Source organism: Novosphingobium sp. (assembly GCF_032093395.1).
In the GTDB taxonomy this organism is placed as follows: domain Bacteria; phylum Pseudomonadota; class Alphaproteobacteria; order Sphingomonadales; family Sphingomonadaceae; genus Novosphingobium.
The window spans coordinates 41,142-61,979 of record NZ_DAMDBA010000012.1; the positions used below are offsets into that span (position 1 = coordinate 41,142).

At 65.0% G+C, this 20,838-nt stretch carries 18 protein-coding genes; 12 read left to right on the forward strand and 6 right to left on the reverse strand.

Annotated features, from left to right (window positions below; genetic code table 11):
* Positions 1-795: 795 nt before the first annotated feature.
* From RT424_RS06670 to RT424_RS06680, 3 genes are all read left to right on the forward strand, one after another.
* Complete coding sequence (locus tag RT424_RS06670) at positions 796-2,058, forward strand: tyrosine-type recombinase/integrase (protein WP_313435545.1); 1,263 nt, start codon at positions 796-798, stop codon at positions 2,056-2,058.
* Positions 2,059-2,226: 168 nt separating this feature from the next.
* Entirely contained in the window at positions 2,227-2,886 is a 660-nt protein-coding gene (locus RT424_RS06675) for a redoxin domain-containing protein (RefSeq protein ID WP_313435547.1), read from the forward strand.
* Entirely contained in the window at positions 2,861-3,280 is a 420-nt protein-coding gene (locus tag RT424_RS06680) for a metalloregulator ArsR/SmtB family transcription factor (RefSeq protein WP_313435549.1), read from the forward strand. Before RT424_RS06675 ends, RT424_RS06680 begins: the two co-directional genes overlap by 26 nt.
* A gap of 5 nt (positions 3,281-3,285) precedes the next feature.
* Here the strand turns inward: RT424_RS06680 and RT424_RS06685 are convergent, their stop codons facing one another.
* Both RT424_RS06685 and RT424_RS06690 read right to left on the reverse strand, forming a co-directional pair.
* A complete protein-coding gene (locus tag RT424_RS06685; protein ID WP_313435551.1) occupies positions 3,286-4,863 on the reverse strand; it encodes an ATP-binding cassette domain-containing protein in 1,578 nt (525 codons plus the stop codon).
* Positions 4,860-6,431 carry an ABC transporter ATP-binding protein/permease gene (locus RT424_RS06690; RefSeq protein ID WP_313435553.1) on the reverse strand — a complete coding sequence of 524 codons (1,572 nt, stop codon included), beginning with the start codon at positions 6,429-6,431 and terminating at the stop codon, positions 4,860-4,862. The genes RT424_RS06685 and RT424_RS06690 overlap by 4 nt, the downstream gene beginning before the upstream one ends.
* Before the next feature lie 131 nt (positions 6,432-6,562).
* On the opposite strand from RT424_RS06690, the gene RT424_RS06695 reads away from it, so the two are divergent.
* Genes RT424_RS06695 through cydX form a run of 3 tightly spaced genes read left to right on the forward strand, consistent with a single transcriptional unit; the run spans position 6,563 to position 9,435 of the window.
* Entirely contained in the window at positions 6,563-8,146 is a 1,584-nt protein-coding gene (locus RT424_RS06695; RefSeq protein WP_313435637.1) for a cytochrome ubiquinol oxidase subunit I, read from the forward strand.
* A 13-nt stretch (positions 8,147-8,159) separates the two neighbouring features.
* Complete coding sequence (cydB, locus tag RT424_RS06700; protein ID WP_313435555.1) at positions 8,160-9,308, forward strand: cytochrome d ubiquinol oxidase subunit II; 1,149 nt, start codon at positions 8,160-8,162, stop codon at positions 9,306-9,308.
* Positions 9,309-9,318: 10 nt separating this feature from the next.
* Complete coding sequence (cydX, locus tag RT424_RS06705) at positions 9,319-9,435, forward strand: cytochrome bd-I oxidase subunit CydX (protein ID WP_313435557.1); 117 nt, start codon at positions 9,319-9,321, stop codon at positions 9,433-9,435.
* Positions 9,436-9,508: 73 nt separating this feature from the next.
* Here cydX and RT424_RS06710 read toward each other — a convergent pair whose 3' ends face one another.
* Positions 9,509-10,960: an NAD-dependent succinate-semialdehyde dehydrogenase gene (locus tag RT424_RS06710; protein ID WP_313435559.1), complete on the reverse strand. Its 1,452-nt coding sequence runs from the start codon at positions 10,958-10,960 to the stop codon at positions 9,509-9,511.
* Positions 10,961-11,197: 237 nt separating this feature from the next.
* On the opposite strand from RT424_RS06710, the gene RT424_RS06715 reads away from it, so the two are divergent.
* The 6 genes from RT424_RS06715 (at position 11,198) to RT424_RS06740 (ending at position 18,000) form a co-directional block, all read left to right on the forward strand.
* Positions 11,198-12,622, forward strand: coding sequence for an aldehyde dehydrogenase family protein (locus RT424_RS06715; protein WP_313435561.1), 1,425 nt, complete (start codon positions 11,198-11,200; stop codon positions 12,620-12,622).
* Positions 12,623-12,663: 41 nt separating this feature from the next.
* Positions 12,664-13,479 carry an SDR family oxidoreductase gene (locus RT424_RS06720; RefSeq protein WP_313435562.1) on the forward strand — a complete coding sequence of 272 codons (816 nt, stop codon included), beginning with the start codon at positions 12,664-12,666 and terminating at the stop codon, positions 13,477-13,479.
* Between the two features lie 2 nt (positions 13,480-13,481).
* On the forward strand, positions 13,482-14,804 hold the full coding sequence (locus RT424_RS06725; RefSeq protein WP_313435564.1) for a cytochrome P450: 1,323 nt from the start codon (positions 13,482-13,484) through the stop codon (positions 14,802-14,804).
* Complete coding sequence (locus RT424_RS06730) at positions 14,801-15,835, forward strand: NADP-dependent oxidoreductase (RefSeq protein WP_313435566.1); 1,035 nt, start codon at positions 14,801-14,803, stop codon at positions 15,833-15,835. The genes RT424_RS06725 and RT424_RS06730 overlap by 4 nt, the downstream gene beginning before the upstream one ends.
* Before the next feature lie 31 nt (positions 15,836-15,866).
* The gene (locus RT424_RS06735) at positions 15,867-16,892 is read left to right on the forward strand and encodes a DUF2889 domain-containing protein (protein WP_313435568.1); all 1,026 of its coding nucleotides are present in this window, start codon (positions 15,867-15,869) and stop codon (positions 16,890-16,892) included.
* A 100-nt stretch (positions 16,893-16,992) separates the two neighbouring features.
* The gene (locus RT424_RS06740) at positions 16,993-18,000 is read left to right on the forward strand and encodes an LLM class flavin-dependent oxidoreductase (RefSeq protein WP_313435570.1); all 1,008 of its coding nucleotides are present in this window, start codon (positions 16,993-16,995) and stop codon (positions 17,998-18,000) included.
* A 24-nt stretch (positions 18,001-18,024) separates the two neighbouring features.
* Here the strand turns inward: RT424_RS06740 and RT424_RS06745 are convergent, their stop codons facing one another.
* The 3 genes from RT424_RS06745 to RT424_RS06755 are packed head-to-tail and all read right to left on the reverse strand — an operon-like array spanning position 18,025 to position 20,816.
* A complete protein-coding gene (locus RT424_RS06745; protein WP_313435572.1) occupies positions 18,025-18,477 on the reverse strand; it encodes a MaoC family dehydratase in 453 nt (150 codons plus the stop codon).
* A 44-nt stretch (positions 18,478-18,521) separates the two neighbouring features.
* Entirely contained in the window at positions 18,522-18,920 is a 399-nt protein-coding gene (locus RT424_RS06750) for a hypothetical protein (protein WP_313435574.1), read from the reverse strand.
* Positions 18,921-18,971: 51 nt separating this feature from the next.
* Positions 18,972-20,816, reverse strand: coding sequence for an acetyl/propionyl/methylcrotonyl-CoA carboxylase subunit alpha (locus tag RT424_RS06755; protein ID WP_313435576.1), 1,845 nt, complete (start codon positions 20,814-20,816; stop codon positions 18,972-18,974).
* Positions 20,817-20,838 lie beyond the last annotated feature (22 nt).

The following is a 20,838-nucleotide window of genomic DNA, read 5'->3' on the forward strand; positions in this document are numbered from 1 at the left end:
AGTTTGGCTGCAGGCGCAATTGCATCCCGCGCTCCGATCACCGCGCAGGCTCAGAAAAGTTCCATCGGATGTAGGCGAAAGTCGATCTATCTTTCGGAGCCGCCGCTGGCCGGCACGCTTCATGAACTTGGAAAGGTTTTTGCTGGCGGCATCAGCGCCGATATCGCAAATCACGTCAGGCGTCGGCTAGTCCGTCACAGTATTATTGAAGAGTGCTTCGCGTTTTCCTCGAGGGAAACTCTTTGATGGCGAGGACAAGTGGTGAACTCTTCGAAAGCGCACGGTCGGAACGGGAAAGACAGGCTGTAGACCGTTTAGTCGCGACGGGGTTGCGCATTCGCGGTGCAGGCATTGCCTCGGCCACTTTTGTCTACGAGTGGAAGAAAATTTGCGAGACGGGGCAATCGCTCGTTGCCAACGTCCTGCGCGCGATTCTGCCGAATTTCGGCGGCGGTCGAAAAGCAGGTGCCGGCGACAAAGTGCCGGATGGAAGGTGTGTTGATTTCGGCGGCAGACCCTCAATTAACCACCGAGGCCCGGGCAGCGATGCCACACTGACGCCGCTAGACGGACTGCGGTGGTGCTACACGGGCAGTACCCAGGGGGGTGGTTTCTCTGCCATCCCGGACCCGAACGGATCTGGAGAGGCAACAGATACGGCCGTAACTGGCTGTTTTCGTGGGCGTTTGGCTGATACTACCTGGGCAAGTCCGGGTAACCGTTACCGCGTCCCAGCAAGAAACTGCACTAGATCTGGACCCGCAGTTCGCAAGAACTGAACGAGGCCCTTTCCAAATGCCATGTGGATCACCCAAATCAGGTCTCTCTGCAACCGCAGTCGATCGCGCTCGTCCCCGGGAGAAAGCGTACAAACTATCCGACCGTGATGGCCTGTACCTGCTCGTTAAGCCGTCAGGCGCGCGCTATTGGCGGATGAATTTCAAACTGCACCAACTTCAGAGAACGGCGTCGTTCGGCCGCTACCCCGAAGTTACGCTCGCAGAAGCCCGTCAGCTACTGCTTGAAGCACGGAGGCTGCTCAAACAAGGCATAGATCCTGTTCATCAGGCGAAGCTGGACAAAGTCGCTGCGTCCATTGCGGCAAACAACACCTTTCGGGCGATATCTCTGGAATGGCTGGAAAAGATGCGTCTGGAGGAGAAATCGCCAAAATCGATTAAAAAATATCAGTGGCAGTTGGGTCTGGTCATGCCGGATATCGGAAACCGGCCAATTTCACAGATAACCGCCCATGAGATACTAATATCGCTGAAGAAAATAGAAAGCACCAGAAAATTCTACACAGCGATGAGTGTCCGAGCACTGTGTGGACAAGTGTTCCGATTTGCTGTCGCTACGGGAAGAGCGGAACGGGATGTTTGTACTGATCTACGCGGAGCGCTCGTAACACCCAAGACTGTACATAGGCCTGCCGTTACCATGCCGAAACAAGTCGGGGCGCTCATGCGCGCGATCTGCGAGTATGAGGGCGCCCGCCAAACTGCGATCGCGCTACGGATGCTCGCCCACACGTTCGTCCGACCAGGGGAACTGCGACATGCTGAATGGAATGAATTCGATCTCGAACGTGAGGTCTGGATAATTCCACCAGAGAAGATGAAGATGCGACGACCGCACTCGATACCACTCTCTCAGCAGGTAATCGGATTGATCGGAGAAATCGACCACGACGAGAATTTCAGCAGATACTTGTTTCCTTCGATCCGATCCACCAAGCGCCCCTTGTCCGACAACACAATCAATGCCGCGTTGCGCCGGTTGGGCTACAAAAAAGATGAAATGACGGCGCACGGTTTCCGTGCGACGGCAGCCACATTGCTCAATGAGATGGGCATGTGGAATCCCGACGCGGTCGAACGGCAATTGGCCCACGCGGAGCCGAACTCGGTGCGCCGGGCCTATACTCGGGGTCAACATTGGGAAGAGCGCGTCCGCATGATGCAGCATTGGTCGGATTATCTGGATCAGCTGCGTGGGGGCGCCGAGATCATTCGTCCACAATTCGGCAGAAGAGAGCCGAAGCTGACTTTAGTTTAAGGGGCCATGCCCCGTCATGACGCCGGTTTCAGCTCTGCCTTTCAACACTTACAAAAATTGAAGTGGTGATCGACGGATTTTCACCTCCAAGAGCGGCTTCGTATCGGTTTGAGGGAAGAGATGGAGGGTTCGCTTTACCATAGAAGATAAATCTGTAACGGTCTGGCGATGACGATCGCATGTGATGAGAACCAGGAGAGGGATCAAGGCGCGCCGCTGCGCATAGGCGACAGAGTGCCGCGTTTCGTGGCGCGAAGTACGGCAGGTCCGATAGATCTCGATAGCTATCGCGGGAACTGGCTGATCCTGTTTTCCCATCCTGCCGATTTCACGCCTGTCTGCACTAGCGAGGTGGTCGCACTGGCGAGGGCGGCGCCGCAGTTTGGGGAGCTTGGATGCAGGCTGCTCGGACTCTCAGTGGACAGTCTCTATTCCCATCTCGCGTGGATCAGGCTGATCCGCGACACGGCGGGCGTCGCTATCGACTTTCCTATCATCGAAGATCCCACCATGGAGATCGCCCGGGCCTATGGAATGGTGGGCGCCGATGCGCGTGACAGCGGCACCGTGCGGTCCACTTATTTCATCGATCCTGGTGGCGTGCTCCAGGCCAGCAACAGCTATCCGCTGACTGTCGGGCGTTCGATCCCGGAAATGCTGCGGGTATTACGGGCGCTTCAGGAGGTGCGGGATGGGGCGGGGTTGGCTCCGGCCGACTGGCAGCCAGGGGCGCCGCTTCTGGGGCTACCGGGCGAGACTGCCGAAGCTGCGCTCGCCTCCGAGGATCCGGCAGGGTGGTTCCATGCCACGCTGGGCAGCGGAAGCTGACGTGATGGAACCGGAAGCTTTCGTCGGATTCGATGCGACGTCCGAACTCCTGCGGGCGCTTGCGCATCCCTTGCGGTTGCAGATCCTCCATGCCGTGCGGAGCGGGCAGCTTTCGGTTGGAGAGATCGAGGAGCGAACCGGCATCGGCCAGCCTGGTCTCTCCCAGCAGCTGTCGATCCTGCGCAAGGCGGAACTGGTACGGTCGGAGCGCAGCGGCAAGCAGGTGTTCTACCGCGTCGATCGCGATCGTCTGGCGGAGATCGGTGTCGCTCTGGCGGTGCTGAGCGGTGGCACTGTGGGCGAGTCGGCCTCCGGGGACACGCCTTCACCGTCTTCAGCTCCGGCGGAGGCTCCGGCAGGCGGCGCCGCGAGGTTCGCGCGGGTGTTCCGCTGATGCGTTTAGTGCAGGTCGGTCACGTCGATCCTTTCCGCGCATAGCGCCAGCGGCGCCTTGCGGTGCGAAACGAGGACGAGGCCGGTTCCGGTCCGGTCCAGCCACGCGCCCAGGCTCTTGACCAGCGCCGATTCGGTGGCGGAGTCCAATCCTTCGCTCGGCTCGTCCAGCAGGAGCCAGGGGCGCTGGCTCAGCAGCGCACGCGCCAACGAGAGGCGCTTGCGCTCACCTCCGGAAAGGATGCCGCCGCCTTCGCTGACCGCCATATCGAGCCCACCTTCGTGGCGTCGGATGCGCAGATCGAGTTGAACGACTTCGAGCGCCTCCCACATTTCCGCTTCCGTTACGCCGGGGCGGGAGAGGCGCAAGTTGTCGGCCACGGTGCCGATCAGCATCGGCGCATCCTGGGGCGACAGGGAAAACTGCCCGTTCAGTATCTCGGGCGCCAGGCTGTTCAGGGGCCGGTCCCCGCAGGTCAGAGTCGCGACTGGCGTCTGCATCCCGGAAAAGGCCAGAAGTACGCGCGTTTTGCCCGAGCCGGATGGGCCAGTGATAGCGATTCGCGCGCCGGGTTTGAACCGGCGGCTGCCGAGAGCAAGGGGGAGGGGCTGGCGGGGCGCGGGGCCGCGCACGGTGGCATCGAGAGCATTGAGCGAGGCTATCCGGCGCAGGCCTGCTTGCAGAGAGGCGCGGCGCAGGAGGCTGCGCGACAGGCCGCCCAGGGCCTCGACGGCCGAAGCGGTGGCCAGGATTGCCAGTGCGACCATCGGCGCGGATGCGCGCGCCAGCATCAGGACGCCGGCAACGGCGACGGCGCCGTAGAGCGATAGCAGTGCGGCTTGGACGGCCTCGGCTCGGAACAGGCATGCTCTGGCGCGGTCGAGGCGGGTGGAGGCGGGCTCCAACTCGGCCAGGGCCTGATCGGCAAGGCCGTAGGCGGCGATTTCGGCGCGCGATCCGGCCAGTTCCACGTAGCGAATTCGCAAGTCTCCGAGCGCGGCGGCGGCCTCTTCGGCTGGGGCCTGGGTCAGGCGCGTCGAAATGCGGCGAAACAGGAATGGCAGGCCGGCCATCATCGCGGCGAGAAAGAGTAGCGCGGGCCATCCGGCGAAGGCTACGAGCGCGAGGCTGACCAGTCCTGAAACCACAGCGGCATCGCGCGCAGGCTGGCGGATAACCAGGTCTTCAAGGGCCTCTACGTCGTCGATCAGGCGCGTGCTGGCTTCTCCGGGCGAGGTGTCCGGCGCGTGGCGGCTGTCCTGTGCAGCCAGCTTCTGGAATAGCGACCCGCGCAAATCCGCCATCCCCTCCAGTGCGACCTTGTGGGACAGCAGGCGCTCGCCGTAGCGGGAGAGCGTGCGGACAATGGCGAGCAGGCGGATCGCGGCGCTGGGAACAAGGTAGTTAAAGGCTGTTGCCGCCGCATATCCGGCCGAGCCTGCCAAGGCAGCGGCGGTCAGGAACCAGCCCGAGACAGCCAGGAGGCCGATGGCGGCCAGCGCGGCGATCCCCGCGCAGAGGCTTGCGAGCAGAAGGCGGCGGCGGGCGAGGCCGGCCGTGGCGAGAAGCGAGTAAGAGGTCACAGAGCGATCTCCTGGCCTGCGGCGGCGATCAAGGCGGCGTCATGGGTGGCTGCAAGGATGCAACGCTCTGCCGAGAGCTTGACCAGAACCTCGATGATCCTGGCTGCGGAGACTTCGTCGAGGTCGGCCGTGGGTTCGTCGCAGAGGATCAACGGGCGGCCGGACAGGATCGCGCGGGCCAGGCCTATGCGCCTGCGTTCGCCGCCGGAAAGGCCGGAGCCGCCGTGATCGACCGGCATGGCAAGGCCGCCGCGGCGGTCTAGCAGGGGGCCGAGTCCCACTGTGCGCGCAGTGGCCTGAATGTCCGCTTCGCTGGCATGGGGCGCGGCCATCGCGAGGTTCTTTCCGAGCGTTCCCGTGACCAGCAGGGGACGCTGCGCGGCCCAGGCTATCTCCTCGGGTGCGAGCGGCTTGCCGGCTAAGCCGCCGATATGGCCTGAGGCCGGCACCAACTGCCCGGCGATGGCGGCGAGCATGCTGGTCTTGCCACTGCCCGTGGGGCCGGAAAGCGCGGCCAGTCCGGTGCGTTCGAGCGTGAAGTTCAGCGGCCCCGCCGAGAGGCCGGGGAACGCGAGGGCAAGATGCTCCACGCGCAGGCCGTCGAAGCCTCCTTCGTTCGTGCCGACACTTGGCTTTGCCGGAATAGCGGTGTCGTCGAACGGAGCGAGGGCCTGGGTGGCCGCTTCGCCGAGCTGCTTTTCATGATAGGCAGCGGCGAGGCGGCGCATCGGCAGGTAGAATTCCGGGGCCATGGCGAGCACGAAGAAGGCAGGTACCAGAGTCAGCGTTTCCGGCGCGGGGAAGGGGAGCAGGTCCAGCAGCGAGAAGCCGCAGTAGACCGCGACCAGCGCGATGGAGAGCGCGGAGAAGAATTCGAGCACCGCATTGGAGAGGAACGCCGTGCGCAGCACCGCGACGGTGCGGTGCGCCACTTCCCCCGTGGCGGTGCGAACCTGGCGGCTGATTCGCGCTTCCGCGCCGAAGTGGCGAATCAGCGGCAGATGAGTGACTCTGTCCACGAACAGCCCCGACAGGGCGCTCAGCGCGGCAAGCTGACGTTCGGCGGCGCGGCGCGAGGCCGTACCCGCCAGGATCATGCCGAAGGCGAAGGGCACCAGCGTCGCCAGCATGATCGCGGCGGCCACCCAGCTTGCTGGGGCGACGATTGCGGCGACCACCAGGGGCCCGACTATGGCGTTGATCCTTATAGGGGAAAACCTCACGTCACGATTCTCGATCGCGGTGTTATGATCCAGGGCAAGATTTGCGCTTTCGCCCGAGGAGATTGGTTTTGCCAATCGCCCACCGAGGAGCCGACGCCAGAGCGCCGCGCGCCGTGTGCGGCTTGCAGCCTGGGCGGCCGCGACCGCAAGGCCGTTCACCGCGCAAGTCGCCAGAGCGCGCAATGCCGCGCCGCACAGGATCCAGGCCGCAGGAAGCAGCAGCGTTCCGTCCCGCGCCACCGCGCCGACACCGGACGCCACGCCCCATGCAAAGAGCGCCGCTCCCGTCACATCGATAAGCCAGGCTCCGGGTATCAGTACCCGTGCAAATTTGACATAGATCAAATTAAGTAAACCATGTAAGTAAAGTTTGACAGCTTTCGGATCGAAGCCTAACGCGACCCTACGAAACCAACCAGCTTGGGGCAATCGCTTTCTTCCGCCTCAAGCCGCTAAAAACAGCGGGATTCGACATGATCGACATGGCAGTGGTGGAACTATCACGGCTGCAGTTCGCCTTGACGGCACTGTACCACTTTCTCTTCGTGCCCCTGACATTGGGCCTTTCCTTCATTCTTGTAATTACGGAAAGTGTTTATGTCATAACCGACCGCCCCATCTGGAGGGACGTCACCCGGTTCTGGGGCAAGCTCTTCGGCATCAATTTCGTTCTCGGCGTGGCCACCGGCCTCACCATGGAGTTCGAGTTCGGCACCAATTGGGCTTATTACTCGCACTATGTGGGCGACATTTTCGGCGCGCCGCTGGCGATCGAGGGCCTCATGGCCTTCTTCCTCGAAGCCACGTTCGTCGGCCTGATGTTCTTCGGCTGGGACCGCCTGTCCAAGCGCGGCCACCTGCTGACGACCATCATGGTCGCGGTCGGCTCCAACCTTTCGGCGCTGTGGATTCTCATTGCCAACGGCTGGATGCAGCACCCCGTCGGGGCCGTCTTCAACCCCGAGACGATGCGCATGGAGGTGTCCAACTTCAAGGACGTCCTCTTCAACCCGGTGGCCCAGGCCAAGTTCGTCCACACCGTCAGCGCAGGCTATGTCTGCGCCGCCGTCTTCGTGCTGGGCGTGTCCTGCTACTACCTCCTGCGCGGGCGCCATATCGAAATGGCCAAGCGCAGCTTCACTGTGGCTGCGGCCTTCGGCCTGGCCTCCTCGCTCTCGGTCGTCGTGCTGGGTGACGAGAGCGGTTACGCGCTTACCGACAACCAGCAGATGAAACTGGCGGCGATGGAAGGCATGTGGGAAACCGAAAAGGCCCCCGCCGGGCTGACCCTGTTCGGCATTCCCTCCAATTCCGCGCACGAGACCGCCTACGAGATCAAGGTTCCCTACGTATTGGGCCTGATCGCCACGCGCAGTCTTTCGGGCGAGGTGGCCGGTATCGTTCCGCTGGTGGAGCGCGCTGACTATCGCATCCGTCAGGGCGTGCTGGCCTATGACGCGGTGGAGAAGCTCAAGGTCAACCGGGGCGACCTGGCCGCACGCGAGGCCTGGGAGCGCCACAAGAACGACCTCGGCTATGCCCTACTGCTCAAGCGCTTCGTGGCCGATCCCCGCCAGGCGGACGACGCGACGATCGCCAAGGCGGCCTGGAGCACCGTGCCCAACGTACCGGCACTGTTCTTCATGTTCCGTATCATGGCGGGGCTGGGCTTCTTCTTCATCGTGTTCTTCGCGACCGCTTTCGCCTTCTCGGTCCGTCGCCGGTTCGATCGCAAGTGGTTCCTGCGGCTGGCAGTGATCGCCATGCCCGCGCCGTGGATCGCAATCGAAGTGGGCTGGGCCGTTGCCGAATTCGGACGTCAGCCCTGGGCGGTGGACGGGGTGTTGCCGACCTTCCTGGGCGCATCGAGCCTGACGACGACGCAGATCTGGACGACGATCTTCGGCTTCACGGCGCTCTACAGCGTGCTGGCGGTGATCGAGGTCAAGCTCATGCTCGCCACGATCCGCAAGGGGCCCGAGATCTACGAGAGCTATGACGGCGAACCCACGCCCGAGCGCGCTCCGGCATCCACCTTCACCGCTATCCCGGCCGAATGAGACGGAGGCAACAATGACCATACCCTTCGACTACGAAACGATGCGGCTGATCTGGTGGGCGCTGATGGGCGTCCTGCTCATCGGCTTCGCCCTGACCGACGGCTTCGACCTCGGCTCGGCCTCGCTCCTGCCCTTCGTGGGCCGCACCGATGCCGAGCGCCGCATGGTGATCAACGCCATCGGCCCGACCTGGGAAGGCAACCAGGTGTGGTTCATCCTCGGCGGCGGTGCCATCTTCGCGGCCTGGCCCTTCGTCTATGCGGTGAGCTTCTCCGGCTTCTATCTGGCGATGTTCCTGGTGCTTGCGGCCTTCATCCTGCGTCCGGTGGGCTTCAAGTACCGTTCGAAGAAGCCCGATCCCGCCTGGCGTTCGCGCTGGGACTGGGCGCTGTTCGTAGGCGGGTTCGTGCCGGCGCTGGTGTTCGGCGTGGCGGTCGGCAATGTCCTCCAGGGCGTTCCCTTCCGGCTCGATAGCGATCTTCGCAGCTTCTACGAGGGCTCGCTGCTCGGCCTGTTCAGCCCCTTTGCCCTGCTCGCCGGACTTGTCTCGGTGGCGATGCTGGTGCTGCACGGCGCAGGCTGGCTGACACTGAAGCTGGAGGACGGCCCGGTGCGCGACCGCGCGCAGCGGTTCGGGCAGATCGCCGCCCTCACAGCCTTCGCGCTCTATGCCTTGGGCGGCGTCTGGCTGGCGATGGGCGACATCGGCTACCGCATAGCAGGCGTAGCCGAGGCGGCTGGCCCGTCCAACCCGCGCATGACCGAAACGGTCCATGCGGCGGGAGCCTGGCTCGCCAACTACGGCGCGCATCCCTGGATGGTTCTGGCGCCGCTGCTCGGCCTCGCCGGACCGCTGGTGGCTTTCATGGGCATTCGCGGTCGCAAGGACGTGCTGGTCTTCGCCGGATCGTCGATGGCGAACCTGGGCATCATCGCCTCGGTCGGGCTGTCGATGTTCCCCTTCATCCTGCCCAGCTCGATCGACGCGCGTTCTAGCCTGCTGGTGTGGAATGCCTCGTCCAGCCACACGACCCTGTTCATCATGCTGCTGGTGACGGTGCTGCTGCTGCCGATCGTGCTGGCCTACACGGCCTGGGCCTACAAGGTCATGTTCGGCCGCGTGACGATGCGCGAAGTGAACCTCAACCCCGACTTCTATTGAGGAAACGACGATGTGGTACTTTTCCTGGATCCTCGGCGTCAGCTTTGCCGTCGGCTTCGGCATCATCAACGGTGTCTGGCACGAATTCCACACCGACCCGGCCGATGAGCACACCGTGCTCGACTGATCCGATAATTGGCGCAAGAAAAAGGGCAGGGGGCCGATGGCCTCCTGCCCTTTTCGTTTTCTGAGGCTGTGCCTCAGGCCGGCTTGATGCCCATGCAGAGGTACTTGACCTCCATGTAGTCATCGAGCCCGTAGTGCGATCCCTCGCGCCCGAGGCCGGACTGCTTGACCCCGCCGAAGGGCGCCACTTCGGTGGAGATCAGCCCTGTGTTGATGCCGACCATGCCCGCCTCCAGCGCTTCCGCCACACGCCACACCCGGCTGATGTCCGAGGCGTAGAAATAGCTGGCGAGGCCGAACTCGGTATCGTTGGCCATGCGGATGGCCTCGGCCTCGTCGGTGAAGCGGATCACGCCTGCCAGCGGCCCGAAGGTTTCTTCGCGCGCCAGCTTCATGTCGGGCTTCACGCCTGCAATCACGGTCGGGTTGAAGAATGAGCCGCCGCGTTCGTTGCGCTGGCCGCCGGCGAGGACTTTGGCGCCGCCGTCGACGGCGTCCTTGAGGTGCTCCTCCACCTTCTCGACCGCTTTCTCGTCGATCAGCGGGCCTACCTCGGTTCCATCGTCCAGCCCGTAGCCGACCTTCATGCCGGATACGCGCTTGGCGAGCTTCTCGACGAACTCGTCGTAGACGCCGTCCTGCACGTAGAAGCGATTGGTGCAGACGCAGGTCTGGCCGCCGTTGCGGAACTTGGAGATCATCGCGCCGTCGATGGCGGCATCCACGTCGGCATCGTCGAACACCAGGAACGGTGCATTGCCGCCCAGTTCCATCGAGGTCTTCTTGATCGTCTCCGCGCACTCGCGCAGCAGGTCGCGGCCGATCTCGGTGGAGCCGGTGAAGGTCAGCTTGGCGACCTTGGGACTGGCGGTCAGCGTGCCGCCGATCTGCCCCGCGCTGCCGGTGACGACATTGACGACGCCCGCCGGGATGCCCACCATCTCGCAAAGCCGCGCGATCGCCAGCGCCGAATAGGGCGTGGCCGAGGCGGGCTTGATGACGATCGTGCAGCCCGCCGCCAGCGCCGGGCCGAGCTTGCGGGTGATCATCGCATTGGGAAAGTTCCAGGGGGTGATCGCCGCCACCACGCCGACGCCCTGCTTGATGCAGACGATGCGGCGATCCGGAGCATGGCCGGGGATCACGTCGCCATAGGCGCGCTTGCCCTCTTCGGCGAACCACTCGATGAAGCTGGCGCCATAGGCGATCTCGCCGCGCCCTTCGGCCAGCGGCTTGCCCTGCTCGCGGGTGAGGAGTTCGCCCAGATCGTCCTGGTGCTGGAGCATCAGTTCGAACAGCTTGCGCATCAGCTTCGCGCGCTCGCCCGCCGTCTTGGCGCGCCAGGCGGGGAGGGCCTTTTCGGCGGCATCGATGGCGCGCGCGGTTTCATCGGCGCCCATCTTCGGAACGGTGCCGAGCGTCTTGCCCGTGCCGGGGTCCGTCACATCGAGCGTGGCGCCGCTGTCGGCGTCGCACCACTGGCCGTCGATGTAACACTGCTGCCGAAGGAAGTCGGTGTACGCCATTTCGTGCTGATCCTCGCTGGTTGCGGTGATGCCGGACGCATCGCCTCGCGTGTGCGGGAGGAAATAGGCACCGCTTCGGGGGGAGGCAACTGTGACAGGTGATCGTCACGCCGGAAGCGCGGACGCGATTGACCTTCGCGGCTGGCTTGGTTAGTCTCATCTGCGAATAGAAATTCACAATAATGAATTATTGGGAGAGAGCCCCTGGTACAGGCAGGCTATATTGATGGCGGTTTCGTGGCCGGAGAGGGGAAGTCCTTCGCGGTGCTCGATCCGTCCGACGAAAGCGTCGTGGATAACATCGCGGGCGTTTCGCCAGCACAAGTCCAGGCTGCGATAGCCGCGGCACGCGGGGCCTTCGACACCGGCGAATGGCCTCGCCTCGCCATGCGGGAACGCGGCGCCGCGATGTCGCGCTTCGCCGCCGCGCTGGAGGCGCGGGCCGAGCGCCTTCGCGATCTTGCCATCCGCGAGGCCGGATGTCCGGTTTCCTCCACGGTCATGGGCGCGCAAGTCGCCTCGCCGCTGCGCATGGCGCGCGAGATCGTCGAGATGTTTCTGCGCCTGCCGGAGATCGAGGACAATGCGCTGCCCCTGCACGAGCGGGTCAACGCCCACTTCGCGGTGCAGAGCGTCAGGCGCTGGTCCCCGATTGGGGTAGTGACGGCGATTTCCGCCTACAACGTACCGTTCTACACGGCGCTCTGGAAAGTCGTGCCGGCACTGATGGCGGGCAATACGGTGATCCTGCGGCCCAATCCGCTGACGCCGCTGTCCGCGCTGGTCTTCGCCGAAGCCGCCGAGGAAGCCGGGCTTCCCGCAGGCGTGTTCAATCTGGTGATCGAGGAGGGCGTCGAAGGTGCCCAGGCGCTGACGAGCGATCCGCGCGTGGACATGGTGAGCTTTACCGGCTCCTCCACAGTGGGCGTGGAAGTCGCGAAGCAGGCCGCGCCGACGCTCAAGCGGCTGGTGCTCGAACTTGGTGGCAAGTCGGCGCAGATCTACCTGCCGGACTCGGTGGAGCGCGCACCTGCGGCGGCGCTGACGGTCTGCACCTCCCATGCCGGGCAGGGCTGCGTGCTGGGAACCCGCGTCTTCGTGCCGCAGGAGAGCAAGGCCGAAGTGCTGGAGGCGATGGCGAAGCTGCTCTTGGGCGTGAAGATCGGTCGCGCGCGCGATCCGGCGACGCAGCTTGGCCCCGTGGTCAGCGCCGCCCAGCGTGCTCGCTGCGAGCATTTCGTGGCCGCCGCCGTCGCCGGGGGAGGCCGCGTGGTCTGCGGCGGCAAGCGGCCGGATGGTCTCGACAAGGGCTATTTCTTCGAACCCACCGTGCTCGACCTTCCCGACAATGCCAATCCCGCCGCGCAGGAGGAGATCTTCGGCCCGGTCGTCTCGGTGATCGGTTACCGCGACCTCGATCATGCGGTGGAAATGGCCAACGATAGCCGCTTCGGCCTTTCCGGCTGGGTCCACGGAAAGGACAAGGTCAAGGCGCTGGAAGTGGGCCTGAAGATCCGCAGCGGCGCGGTGAACGTCAACGGCGCGCTGGCCTCCAGCCATGCCAGCGGCGGCGGCATCAGGATGAGCGGCCTCGGCCGCGAACGCGGAATCGAGGGCCTGCGCGAATTCCAGATCATGACCACGTTGAACATTGGCGGCTAGCCAGCCGCGGGGAATATCGAGGGGTGAGGGAGAGGACCGGAATGAAAGGACTGCTCGAAGGCAAAGTCGCGCTGATCACCGGCGCCGGATCGGGCGTCGGCCGCGCCGCCTGCCTGCTCTTTGCGGAACACGGCGCGAAAGTGATCGCGGCGGATGTGAATGGCGCTGAAGCGACCGCCACCGCCGAGATGGTGCGCTCGGAAGGCGGGGAAGCCATCGCGGTTGGGTGCGACGTTGCCGATCCCGCCTCTGTCGATGCCGCCGTGGCGGCGGGCGTCGAGGCTTACGGAAGGCTCGACTGCATCTACAACAATGCCGGTGTCACCATCAGCCCGATCCCCGGCAAGGGTCTGCGCACCCTCACTGAATGCGATGGGGAGGACATGCGCCGCGTAGCCGAGGTCAACCTGATGGGCGTGGTCCACGGCTGCCAGTCGGCGATCCGCCAGTTCGAGAAGCAAGGCGATGCAGGGTTGGGAAAGGGGGGCGCCATCGTCTCCACCGCCTCGGTCGCCGGGCTGATCGGCTATGGCGGGGTGTTCTACGGCGCCACCAAGGGCGCAGTGGTCCAGCTTACCCGCGCGCTCGCCATAGAGGTGGCGGAGAAGGGCATTCGCGTGAACGCCGTCTGCCCGGCGGGCATGCTCACCCACTATGCCGGAATGGACCCCGACAGCGAACACCGGGGCCGCATCCTCGAAGGCATGGGCCGCGTTCACCCGCTTGGCCGCGCCATCGACCCGCGCGACACGGCATCGGCGGCGCTGTTTCTCTGTTCCGATCTCGCAAGCAACGTGACCGGCGTGAATCTCCCCGTGGACGGGGGGCTCTCGGCCGGACGCAAGGTAGGAGGCTGACCATGGCGACCTGTCCCTATTCCGGAAGCGATTCCCGCTCGAACGCGCTGGCATCGCTACTGTCCGACAATCCGCGCTATGCGGAAATGTTCGATGTCGACAAGGCGGACGCCAATTCCGGCGTCGATCCCACGCGCGACTATACCGAGGACATGAATGCCTTGCGGGAAGCAGGCGCGGTCCACAAAGGCACCTTGCGCGAACTGCTGGGCGTGCCGGAAATGGTGACGATGCTCGGCGCCCCGCGAGAGAACATGACGTTCTTCTCCTATCGCGCCTGCGAGATCGGCTTTCGCGAGAACCAGCTCTATTCCTCGGAAGGGTACAACGAAAGCGCGGGCGTGCGGACCTTGGGCACCACGATCCTGTCGATGGTGGGCAAGCCGCACAAGCGCCTGCGCTCCGCCGCGCAGCCCCTGTTCAAGCGGCCCAAGGTGCTGGACTGGTGGAACAAGCGCTGGATCGAGGAGACAGTGGACGTCCTGCTCGATCAGCTGCTCGATCGCGACACCGCCGATCTCAACACCGAACTTTGCGCCCGCCTGCCGATGGCCACCGTCACCCGCGCCATCGGGCTGGAGGGCGAGGACGTGATCGAGTTCCGCTACCAGCTCAACCGCGCAACCTTCGGCGCCCGTTATTTGAAGCCGGAGGAAGCCGCCGAGGCGCGCGCCTGGGTGGACGGCACCTTGCGCCGCCTGATCGCGGAGAACCAGCGCGAACCGGGCGACAACCTGATCGCCGGGCTGATCGGCTGCGAGATCGCGCACGAGGACGGCTCCAAGCGGCCGCTCACCGAAGACGAGCTATTCGGATACTGCAAGCTGGCCATCTTCGCGGGCGGCGGCACCACCTGGCGCCAGCTTGGCATCACCATCGATGCCCTGATGAACCACCGCCACTTCTGGGAAGCCTGTCGCGCCGATCGCAGCGTGATCGACCTGGCCGTGGAAGAGGGGCTGCGCTGGCGCGCGACCGACCCGGTGTTCATGCGCCTGTGCATGGAAGATACCGAGATGGAAGGCGTGAAAGTCCCCGCCGGCACCCGCATCCACTTGTGCCTCGGCGCCGCCAATCACGATCCCACGGTGTTCGACAAGCCGGAAGAATACGACATCTTCCGCCGCAAGGAGCACCATATGGGCTTCGGCTTCGGACCGCACCGGTGCCTCGGCATGGACGTGGCGCGGCAGGAGATGGTGGTGGCGATCAACGGCCTGCTCGACCGCTTCCCGAACATGACGCTCGATCCCGGCAAGCCCAAGCCCGAGTACCGGGGCCTCGACCATCGCGGTATGTCAGCGGTGACGGTGTCGCTGCGGTGAGCGAGACGATGAAACAGGTCGTGCTCGCCAGCTACGCCAGCGGCAATCCGAGGCCATCGGACTTCCGCGTGGAGCAGGCCCCGATACCGCGGCCGGGCGAGGGCGAAGTGCTGCTGAGGACGCTGTGGCTTGGTTTGGACCCGCTGATCCGTTTCGCCATTGATGAGAAGCGCCTTTCCGGCGTCACCCAGGTCCATCCGGGGGAGGTGATGTACGGGCCGACCGTCAGCGAGGTGGTCGCTTCCAACCACCCCGCCTACGCGGTGGGCGACGTGGTGGAAGACCGCACCGGCTGGCGCGAATATGCCGTGGTCGCGCCGGACAAGGCGGACTGGCGCGGGCCGCCGCGAAAGCTCGATCCCGCGCTGGCGCCGGTTTCCACCGCATTGGGCGCGCTGGGCATGCCGGGGCAGACCGCCCATGCCTGCGTCATCGGCATCGGCCGCGTGGCGGCGGGGGAGACGGTGGTGATCTCGGCGGCGGCGGGCGCAGTTGGCAGCATTGCCGGGCAGATCGCGAAGATACGCGGCGCCCGCGTGGTCGGTATCGCCGGAGGGCCGGACAAGTGCCGGGGCCTGCTGGAACTCGGCTTCGACGCTTCGGCCGACTACAAGGCGCCGGACTTCGCTGCACAACTCGCCAAGGCATTGCCCGAGGGCGCGGACGTGTTCATCGATAACGTCGGCGGCAACGTGATGCTGGCAGTGCTGCCGCATCTGAAGCGCGGCGCGCGGATGCCGGTCTGCGGTTTCATCGCCTATTACGGCATGGGCATGGAAGGGCCGGGCCCGGACCGGCTGCCCGGCTTCTTCCGCACGATCATGTCGAAAGGGCTGGAAATCCGTGGGTTCGGCGGGTTTCTCGTCGGCGGACAGCAGGCGTTGGAAGACATCGCGGGCTGGATTGCGCAGGGACGGATCCAGTGCGCCGAGTCGGTCGTGGAAGGACTGGAAGCTGCACCGCAAGCCTTCGCCGGGGTGTTTTCTGGCAACAACCATCTAGGCAAGCTGCTGGTGAAGGTGTCAGGCTGACCGCGATAACAGAAAATCGCAGGATGCCACCATGACGGTTCCCAACTTGCCGGACCACTATCCGCCGCCGCCGCGCCAGACGGCGAACCCGGCACCGCCGCGCCCCGTCGACTCGCTACGCCGCACGACCAGCATCGACGTCGCCTGGCCCGATGGCCCTGAAAGCCAGCGGTTGTTCGTCGGCCGGGCGCGCGATTACCTGACCGGCGCGGATGGCACCGGCCGGACGCTGGCCGAAGGCGAATTCTCGCTGCGGATGACCGAGGACAAGACGATCACCGAGATCGCCGCCGATCCGGCGCCGGAGGCCATCGGCCAGCTCGTGGGCGCGCGGGCGGGCGGGCATCTGCGCATGACGCTGCGCGAGATCATGCCCGAACTGATCGCACGCGCGGACCCACTCTACCTCGTGCTCGACGATCTTTCCGGCACCGCGCTCGTCTCCGCCTTCGCCTGGGGGCAATGGTATCCGGAGCGCATGGAACTGCTGCGTAGGCGGCTCGGCGGTGACGAGGATAACCCGGTGCTCGCCCAGCGGGCCAACGTCTGCTGGGGGCTTCGCGAAGGCAATAGCGGCGTCACCGGTACGTCGCTGGAAAACGTGGCCGACGCGGATGCCGGCCACTTGCGCAACCCGGCCGATCCCCAAGGCTGGCATGCCTTCGCAGAACACGACGGCCCCGGTTTTCGCCGGGCCCGCCGCATCGACGTGACGCGGAAGGACGATCTGATCCGCATCGATTCCGCCTTCCAGGACAGCGCCAAGCTGCGCGAGGGTGGCCGCGTCGCCATCCACGAATACAACCTTGCCGCGACGGTCGATGCCGAAAGCCTGGAAGTGCTGTCGCTGGAACCCGAGGCGCGCATCCTGCCGTTCCGGGAATGCCCCGGCGCCGTCCACAACCTTGCGCGGTTGGTCGGACGCAATCTTGCGCAAGTGCGCGAGGACGTGCTGGAGATGCTGCGCGGGCCGGAAGGCTGCACGCACCTCAACGATGCCCTGCGCGCGTTGGCGGACGTGCCGCGACTGGTCGAAGGATTGCGGCAGCCAGCCTGAGACTCGTTCGGGAGCGCCCCGGCGGTATCTCCTTCGTGAGATTTGCCGCCGGTAGGCGATTGCCGCACCACCCGGTCGAAAGCCGAAGGGGAGTCAGGCCGTGAACACTATCCGCATCAACGTCTCGTTCGACATGCGCTCGCCGGGCTGGGCAACGCCTACCCACGAACTCTATCGCGCGGCGATCGAAATGGCGGCTTTCGTTGATCGCATCGGTGCCGACCAGATCGGCCTGATGCAGCATCACGGCTCCGACGACGGCTATCTGCCGCAGCCTTTCACGCTGGCAGGCGGCATGGCGGCGGTGACCAGCCGCATCCGCTTCCTGCTCGGCGCGGTGGTGTTGCCGCTGCACGATCCGCTGGAACTGGCGGAGCAGATCGCGATCGTCGACCAGATGTCGAACGGACGTCTCAACGTGATCTTCGGCGCCGGCTACGTGCCGTTCGAATTCGCCATGTTCCGCAAGTCGCTGAAGGACCGGGCGCGGCTGATGGACGAAGGGCTGGAGATCATCCTGCGCGCGCTCCGAGGCGAGAAGTTCGAGTTCGACGGGCGTCCGATCTATGTCCGCCCGCTCTCCGTGCAGGCGCCCGAGGATATCGTCATGGTCGGCGGCGGCGTGCCGGCTTCGGCAAAGCGCGCGGCGAAGTTCGGGGTCGGTTTCGGGCCGATGAAGCCCGAGCTCATCGACCTCTATCTGGCGGAGTGCGAGCGGCTGGGCCATGCGCCCCGCACGTACTTCCGCCCGGTGCCGGGCATGCCGCTGGCCGTCCATCTGTGCGAGGATCCGGACGCCGGCTGGGAGGCGATCGCCCCCCACGCCGTCCATGTCATCACCGAGTATGCCAAGTGGGCCGAGCAGGAGGGCGATGGCTCCAATTCGCCGTTCAAGGGCCTGACGGACCCGGCCGCCCTGCGCCACGCCGGGATGTTCGCAGCCTGGACGCCGGACCAGTTGGTCGAACGTGTCCGCGCGTTGGGGCCGGGCGGGCAGGTCGGCTTCCAGCCGCTCCTCGGCGGACTTTCGCCGGAGGAAGGCTGGAAGAGCCTCAAGCTGCTGGAACGAACCATGCCTCGCCTGAAGGAAGCGGTCGCCGCCGCTTAGCGGGTGTGGGGGAAGCTTCTGACCCTAGGCGTCCTTCTTTTTCAGCAGCACCGATCGCAGGCAGGAAAGCGCCACTTCGCCGCGCTGGTTCGTCAGCTCGTGCCGGAACACCACGATGCCCTGGTTCGGTCGCGACTTGCTTTCGCGCATCTCGATCACTTCGGTGGTGCAGGTAAGCGTATCGCCGATGAAGGTCGGCTTTGGCGTCACGACTTTGTCGAAGCCCAGGTTGGCGACCAGAGTGCCCACCGTGGTATCCGCGATCGAAAGCCCCACCGCGAGGCTGAAGGTAAAAGTGGAGTTGACCAGGATCTGGCCGAATTCGCTCTTCTTCGCCATTTCCGCGTCGAGATGAAGCGGCTGCATATTGTGCGTCATGGCCGAGAACATCAGGTTGTCCGTCTCGGTGACGGTGCGGCTCGGCTGGTGGGTGATCCTGTCGCCCACGGTCCATTCGTCGAAAAAGCGTCCCGGCAAATCCTGTCTCCCAAATTGGTCCGGCCGGTCCGGCCGGAGAAGTATCAGCGCGCCAGCAAGCGAAGCTGCGGCGGGCGCGCGCCTTGCGGGATCTGTTGATAGGTCAGATCCACGCGGGCCAATCGGCGCGGGCCATTGATGAGGTTGGTCACGCGTGAGCAGCCGCCGGAGTTGAGGCGGTCATTCACGCGCACATTCTGCACCCGGCCGTTGTCGAACCGCACCTTGAAGGCGTTCAGCCGAACCGGTGCGCCGCGAACGCAGAACTGAAGCTGGCGATAGCGATCGCGGTTGTTCAGGCCGATCGTCTCGTGGCTCGTGCGCGGGGCAAGCGTGCGCGTGGCGATAGTGCGCCACTGCGAAGGCCGCGCCGCATCGACGGGCTGCGACAGGGACATGCCGGTCAGTGCCAGCGCGAAGGCAGGAAGATACGAAAGCTTCACGGGCATTCTCCTCGTATCGGATTCGCGGTTCGGACTGGATCGCTTACATCCTCAGGGCTCTACCGGCTCCACCCGCGCGAGCAAGGCTTCCACCTGGATCTGCGCCCCGGCAACGGCGTTGAGTTCCGCGACCACCCCGTCGAACGGCGCGGTCAGCGTGTGCTCCATTTTCATCGCTTCCAGGGTCAGCAGCTTCTGCCCCTTGGTCACGGCCTGCCCCTCTGCAACTTCCACTGCGATCACCTTGCCCGGCATCGGCGCCAGAATCGCTCCCGAAGCGTCCGCCCCGCCGTGCACGCCGTCCCGGCGCCAGGGTGCGAGCAGCCAGGCCTGACCTTGTTCGGTCACGAGCACGGCATCGTCCGGTTCCTCGCTGCCTTCACCCGTCAGCGCGATCTCGACCTTCTCGCCGTCGAGCGAGAACCAGGCCGAACGCATCGGCGCCGCGTTGAGGCGGAAGCCGGGAAGGGCGTTCGCCGGCACCAGCGAATTCGCCGCCGCTTCCAGCACTTCGTCGGAAGGGAACGGCGCCTGCGCCATGGCTTCCCCGTCACGGCCGATCAGGCCGGTGTCGACCTTGCCCGCCGCGAAATCCGGATGCTGCAAGGCCTTGACCAGGAACGAGGCATTGGTGCGGACCGGCCAGACCGCGCTGTCCTCCAGCATTTCGCCCAAGCGCTCGCGCGCCTCGTCGCGGTCCTCGCCCCAAGCGATGACCTTGGCGATCATCGGATCGTAGAACGGCGAGACTTCCGCGCCTTCGTAGACGCCGGTGTCGATGCGGCCTCCTTCTGCCTCACCGAATTCCAGCAGTTCCAGCTTGCCGATGCTGGGCAGGAAACCCTTGGCCGGGTCTTCGGCATAGAGACGCGCTTCCATCGCCCAGCCATCGATGGTCAGGTCTTCCTGCGATTTCGGCAGTTTCCCGCCGCTCGCCACCAGCAGCTGCCATTCGACGAGATCGACGCCGGTGATCTCCTCGGTCACCGGATGCTCCACCTGCAGCCGGGTGTTCATCTCCATGAACCAGATGCGGTCGGCGGAGAGATTGCCCGAGCCATCGGCGATGAATTCGATGGTGCCAGCGCCGACGTAGTCGACGGCCTTGGCCGCGCGGACGGCCGCCGCGCAAAGCGCTTCCCGCGTCGCCGCGTCCATGCCCGGCGCGGGGGCTTCCTCGATCACCTTCTGGTGGCGGCGCTGGAGCGAGCAGTCCCGCTCGAACAGGTGTACGACGTTGCCGTGGCTGTCGCCGAAAACCTGCACTTCGATGTGGCGCGGGCTGGCGATGTACTTTTCGATCAGCACATGGTCGTTGCCGAACGAAGAGGCCGCCTCGCGCTTGCAGGAGGCCAGGGCATCGACGAATTCCTCGGGCGCCTCCACCAGCCGCATGCCCTTGCCGCCGCCGCCGGCCACGGCCTTGATGAGCACCGGATAGCCGATCTTAGCGGCTTCTGCGGCCAGGAACGTAGGCTCCTGGTTCTCTCCCATATAGCCCGGTGTCACCGGAACACCGGCTGCGGCCATCAGCTTCTTGGCCGCGTCCTTCAGGCCCATCGCCGTGATCGAGGACGGGTTCGGCCCGACCCAGACCAGCCCCGCATCCATCACCGCCTGCGCGAATTCGGCATTCTCCGAAAGGAAGCCGTAGCCCGGATGAATCGCCTCGGCGCCGGTCTGCTTAGCGGCCGCAAGGATCTTCTCGCCCACGAGGTAGCTTTCGCGCGCCGGGGACGGGCCGATATGCACGGCCTCGTCCGCCTCGCGCACATGCAGGGCATCGGCGTCGGCGTCCGAATAGACCGCGACGGTGCGGATCCCCATTTGGCGGGCAGTGCGGATGACGCGGCAGGCGATTTCGCCGCGATTGGCGATGAGCAGCGATTGAATCATGTCTTGTCTCCCGTTTCGCCGC

Excerpts from the sequence above, each read along its gene's own strand:
- RT424_RS06670 (WP_313435545.1), top strand. The coding sequence starts at position 796 with ATGCCATGTGGATCACCCAAATCAGGTCTCTCTGCAACCGCAGTCGAT.
- RT424_RS06675 (WP_313435547.1), top strand. The coding sequence starts at position 2,227 with ATGACGATCGCATGTGATGAGAACCAGGAGAGGGATCAAGGCGCGCCG.
- RT424_RS06680 (WP_313435549.1), top strand. The coding sequence starts at position 2,861 with ATGCCACGCTGGGCAGCGGAAGCTGACGTGATGGAACCGGAAGCTTTC.
- cydB (WP_313435555.1), top strand. The coding sequence starts at position 8,160 with ATGACCATACCCTTCGACTACGAAACGATGCGGCTGATCTGGTGGGCG.
- cydX (WP_313435557.1), top strand. The coding sequence starts at position 9,319 with ATGTGGTACTTTTCCTGGATCCTCGGCGTCAGCTTTGCCGTCGGCTTC.
- RT424_RS06710 (WP_313435559.1), bottom strand. The coding sequence starts at position 10,960 with ATGGCGTACACCGACTTCCTTCGGCAGCAGTGTTACATCGACGGCCAG.
- RT424_RS06720 (WP_313435562.1), top strand. The coding sequence starts at position 12,664 with ATGAAAGGACTGCTCGAAGGCAAAGTCGCGCTGATCACCGGCGCCGGA.
- RT424_RS06725 (WP_313435564.1), top strand. The coding sequence starts at position 13,482 with ATGGCGACCTGTCCCTATTCCGGAAGCGATTCCCGCTCGAACGCGCTG.
- RT424_RS06735 (WP_313435568.1), top strand. The coding sequence starts at position 15,867 with ATGACGGTTCCCAACTTGCCGGACCACTATCCGCCGCCGCCGCGCCAG.
- RT424_RS06755 (WP_313435576.1), bottom strand. The coding sequence starts at position 20,816 with ATGATTCAATCGCTGCTCATCGCCAATCGCGGCGAAATCGCCTGCCGC.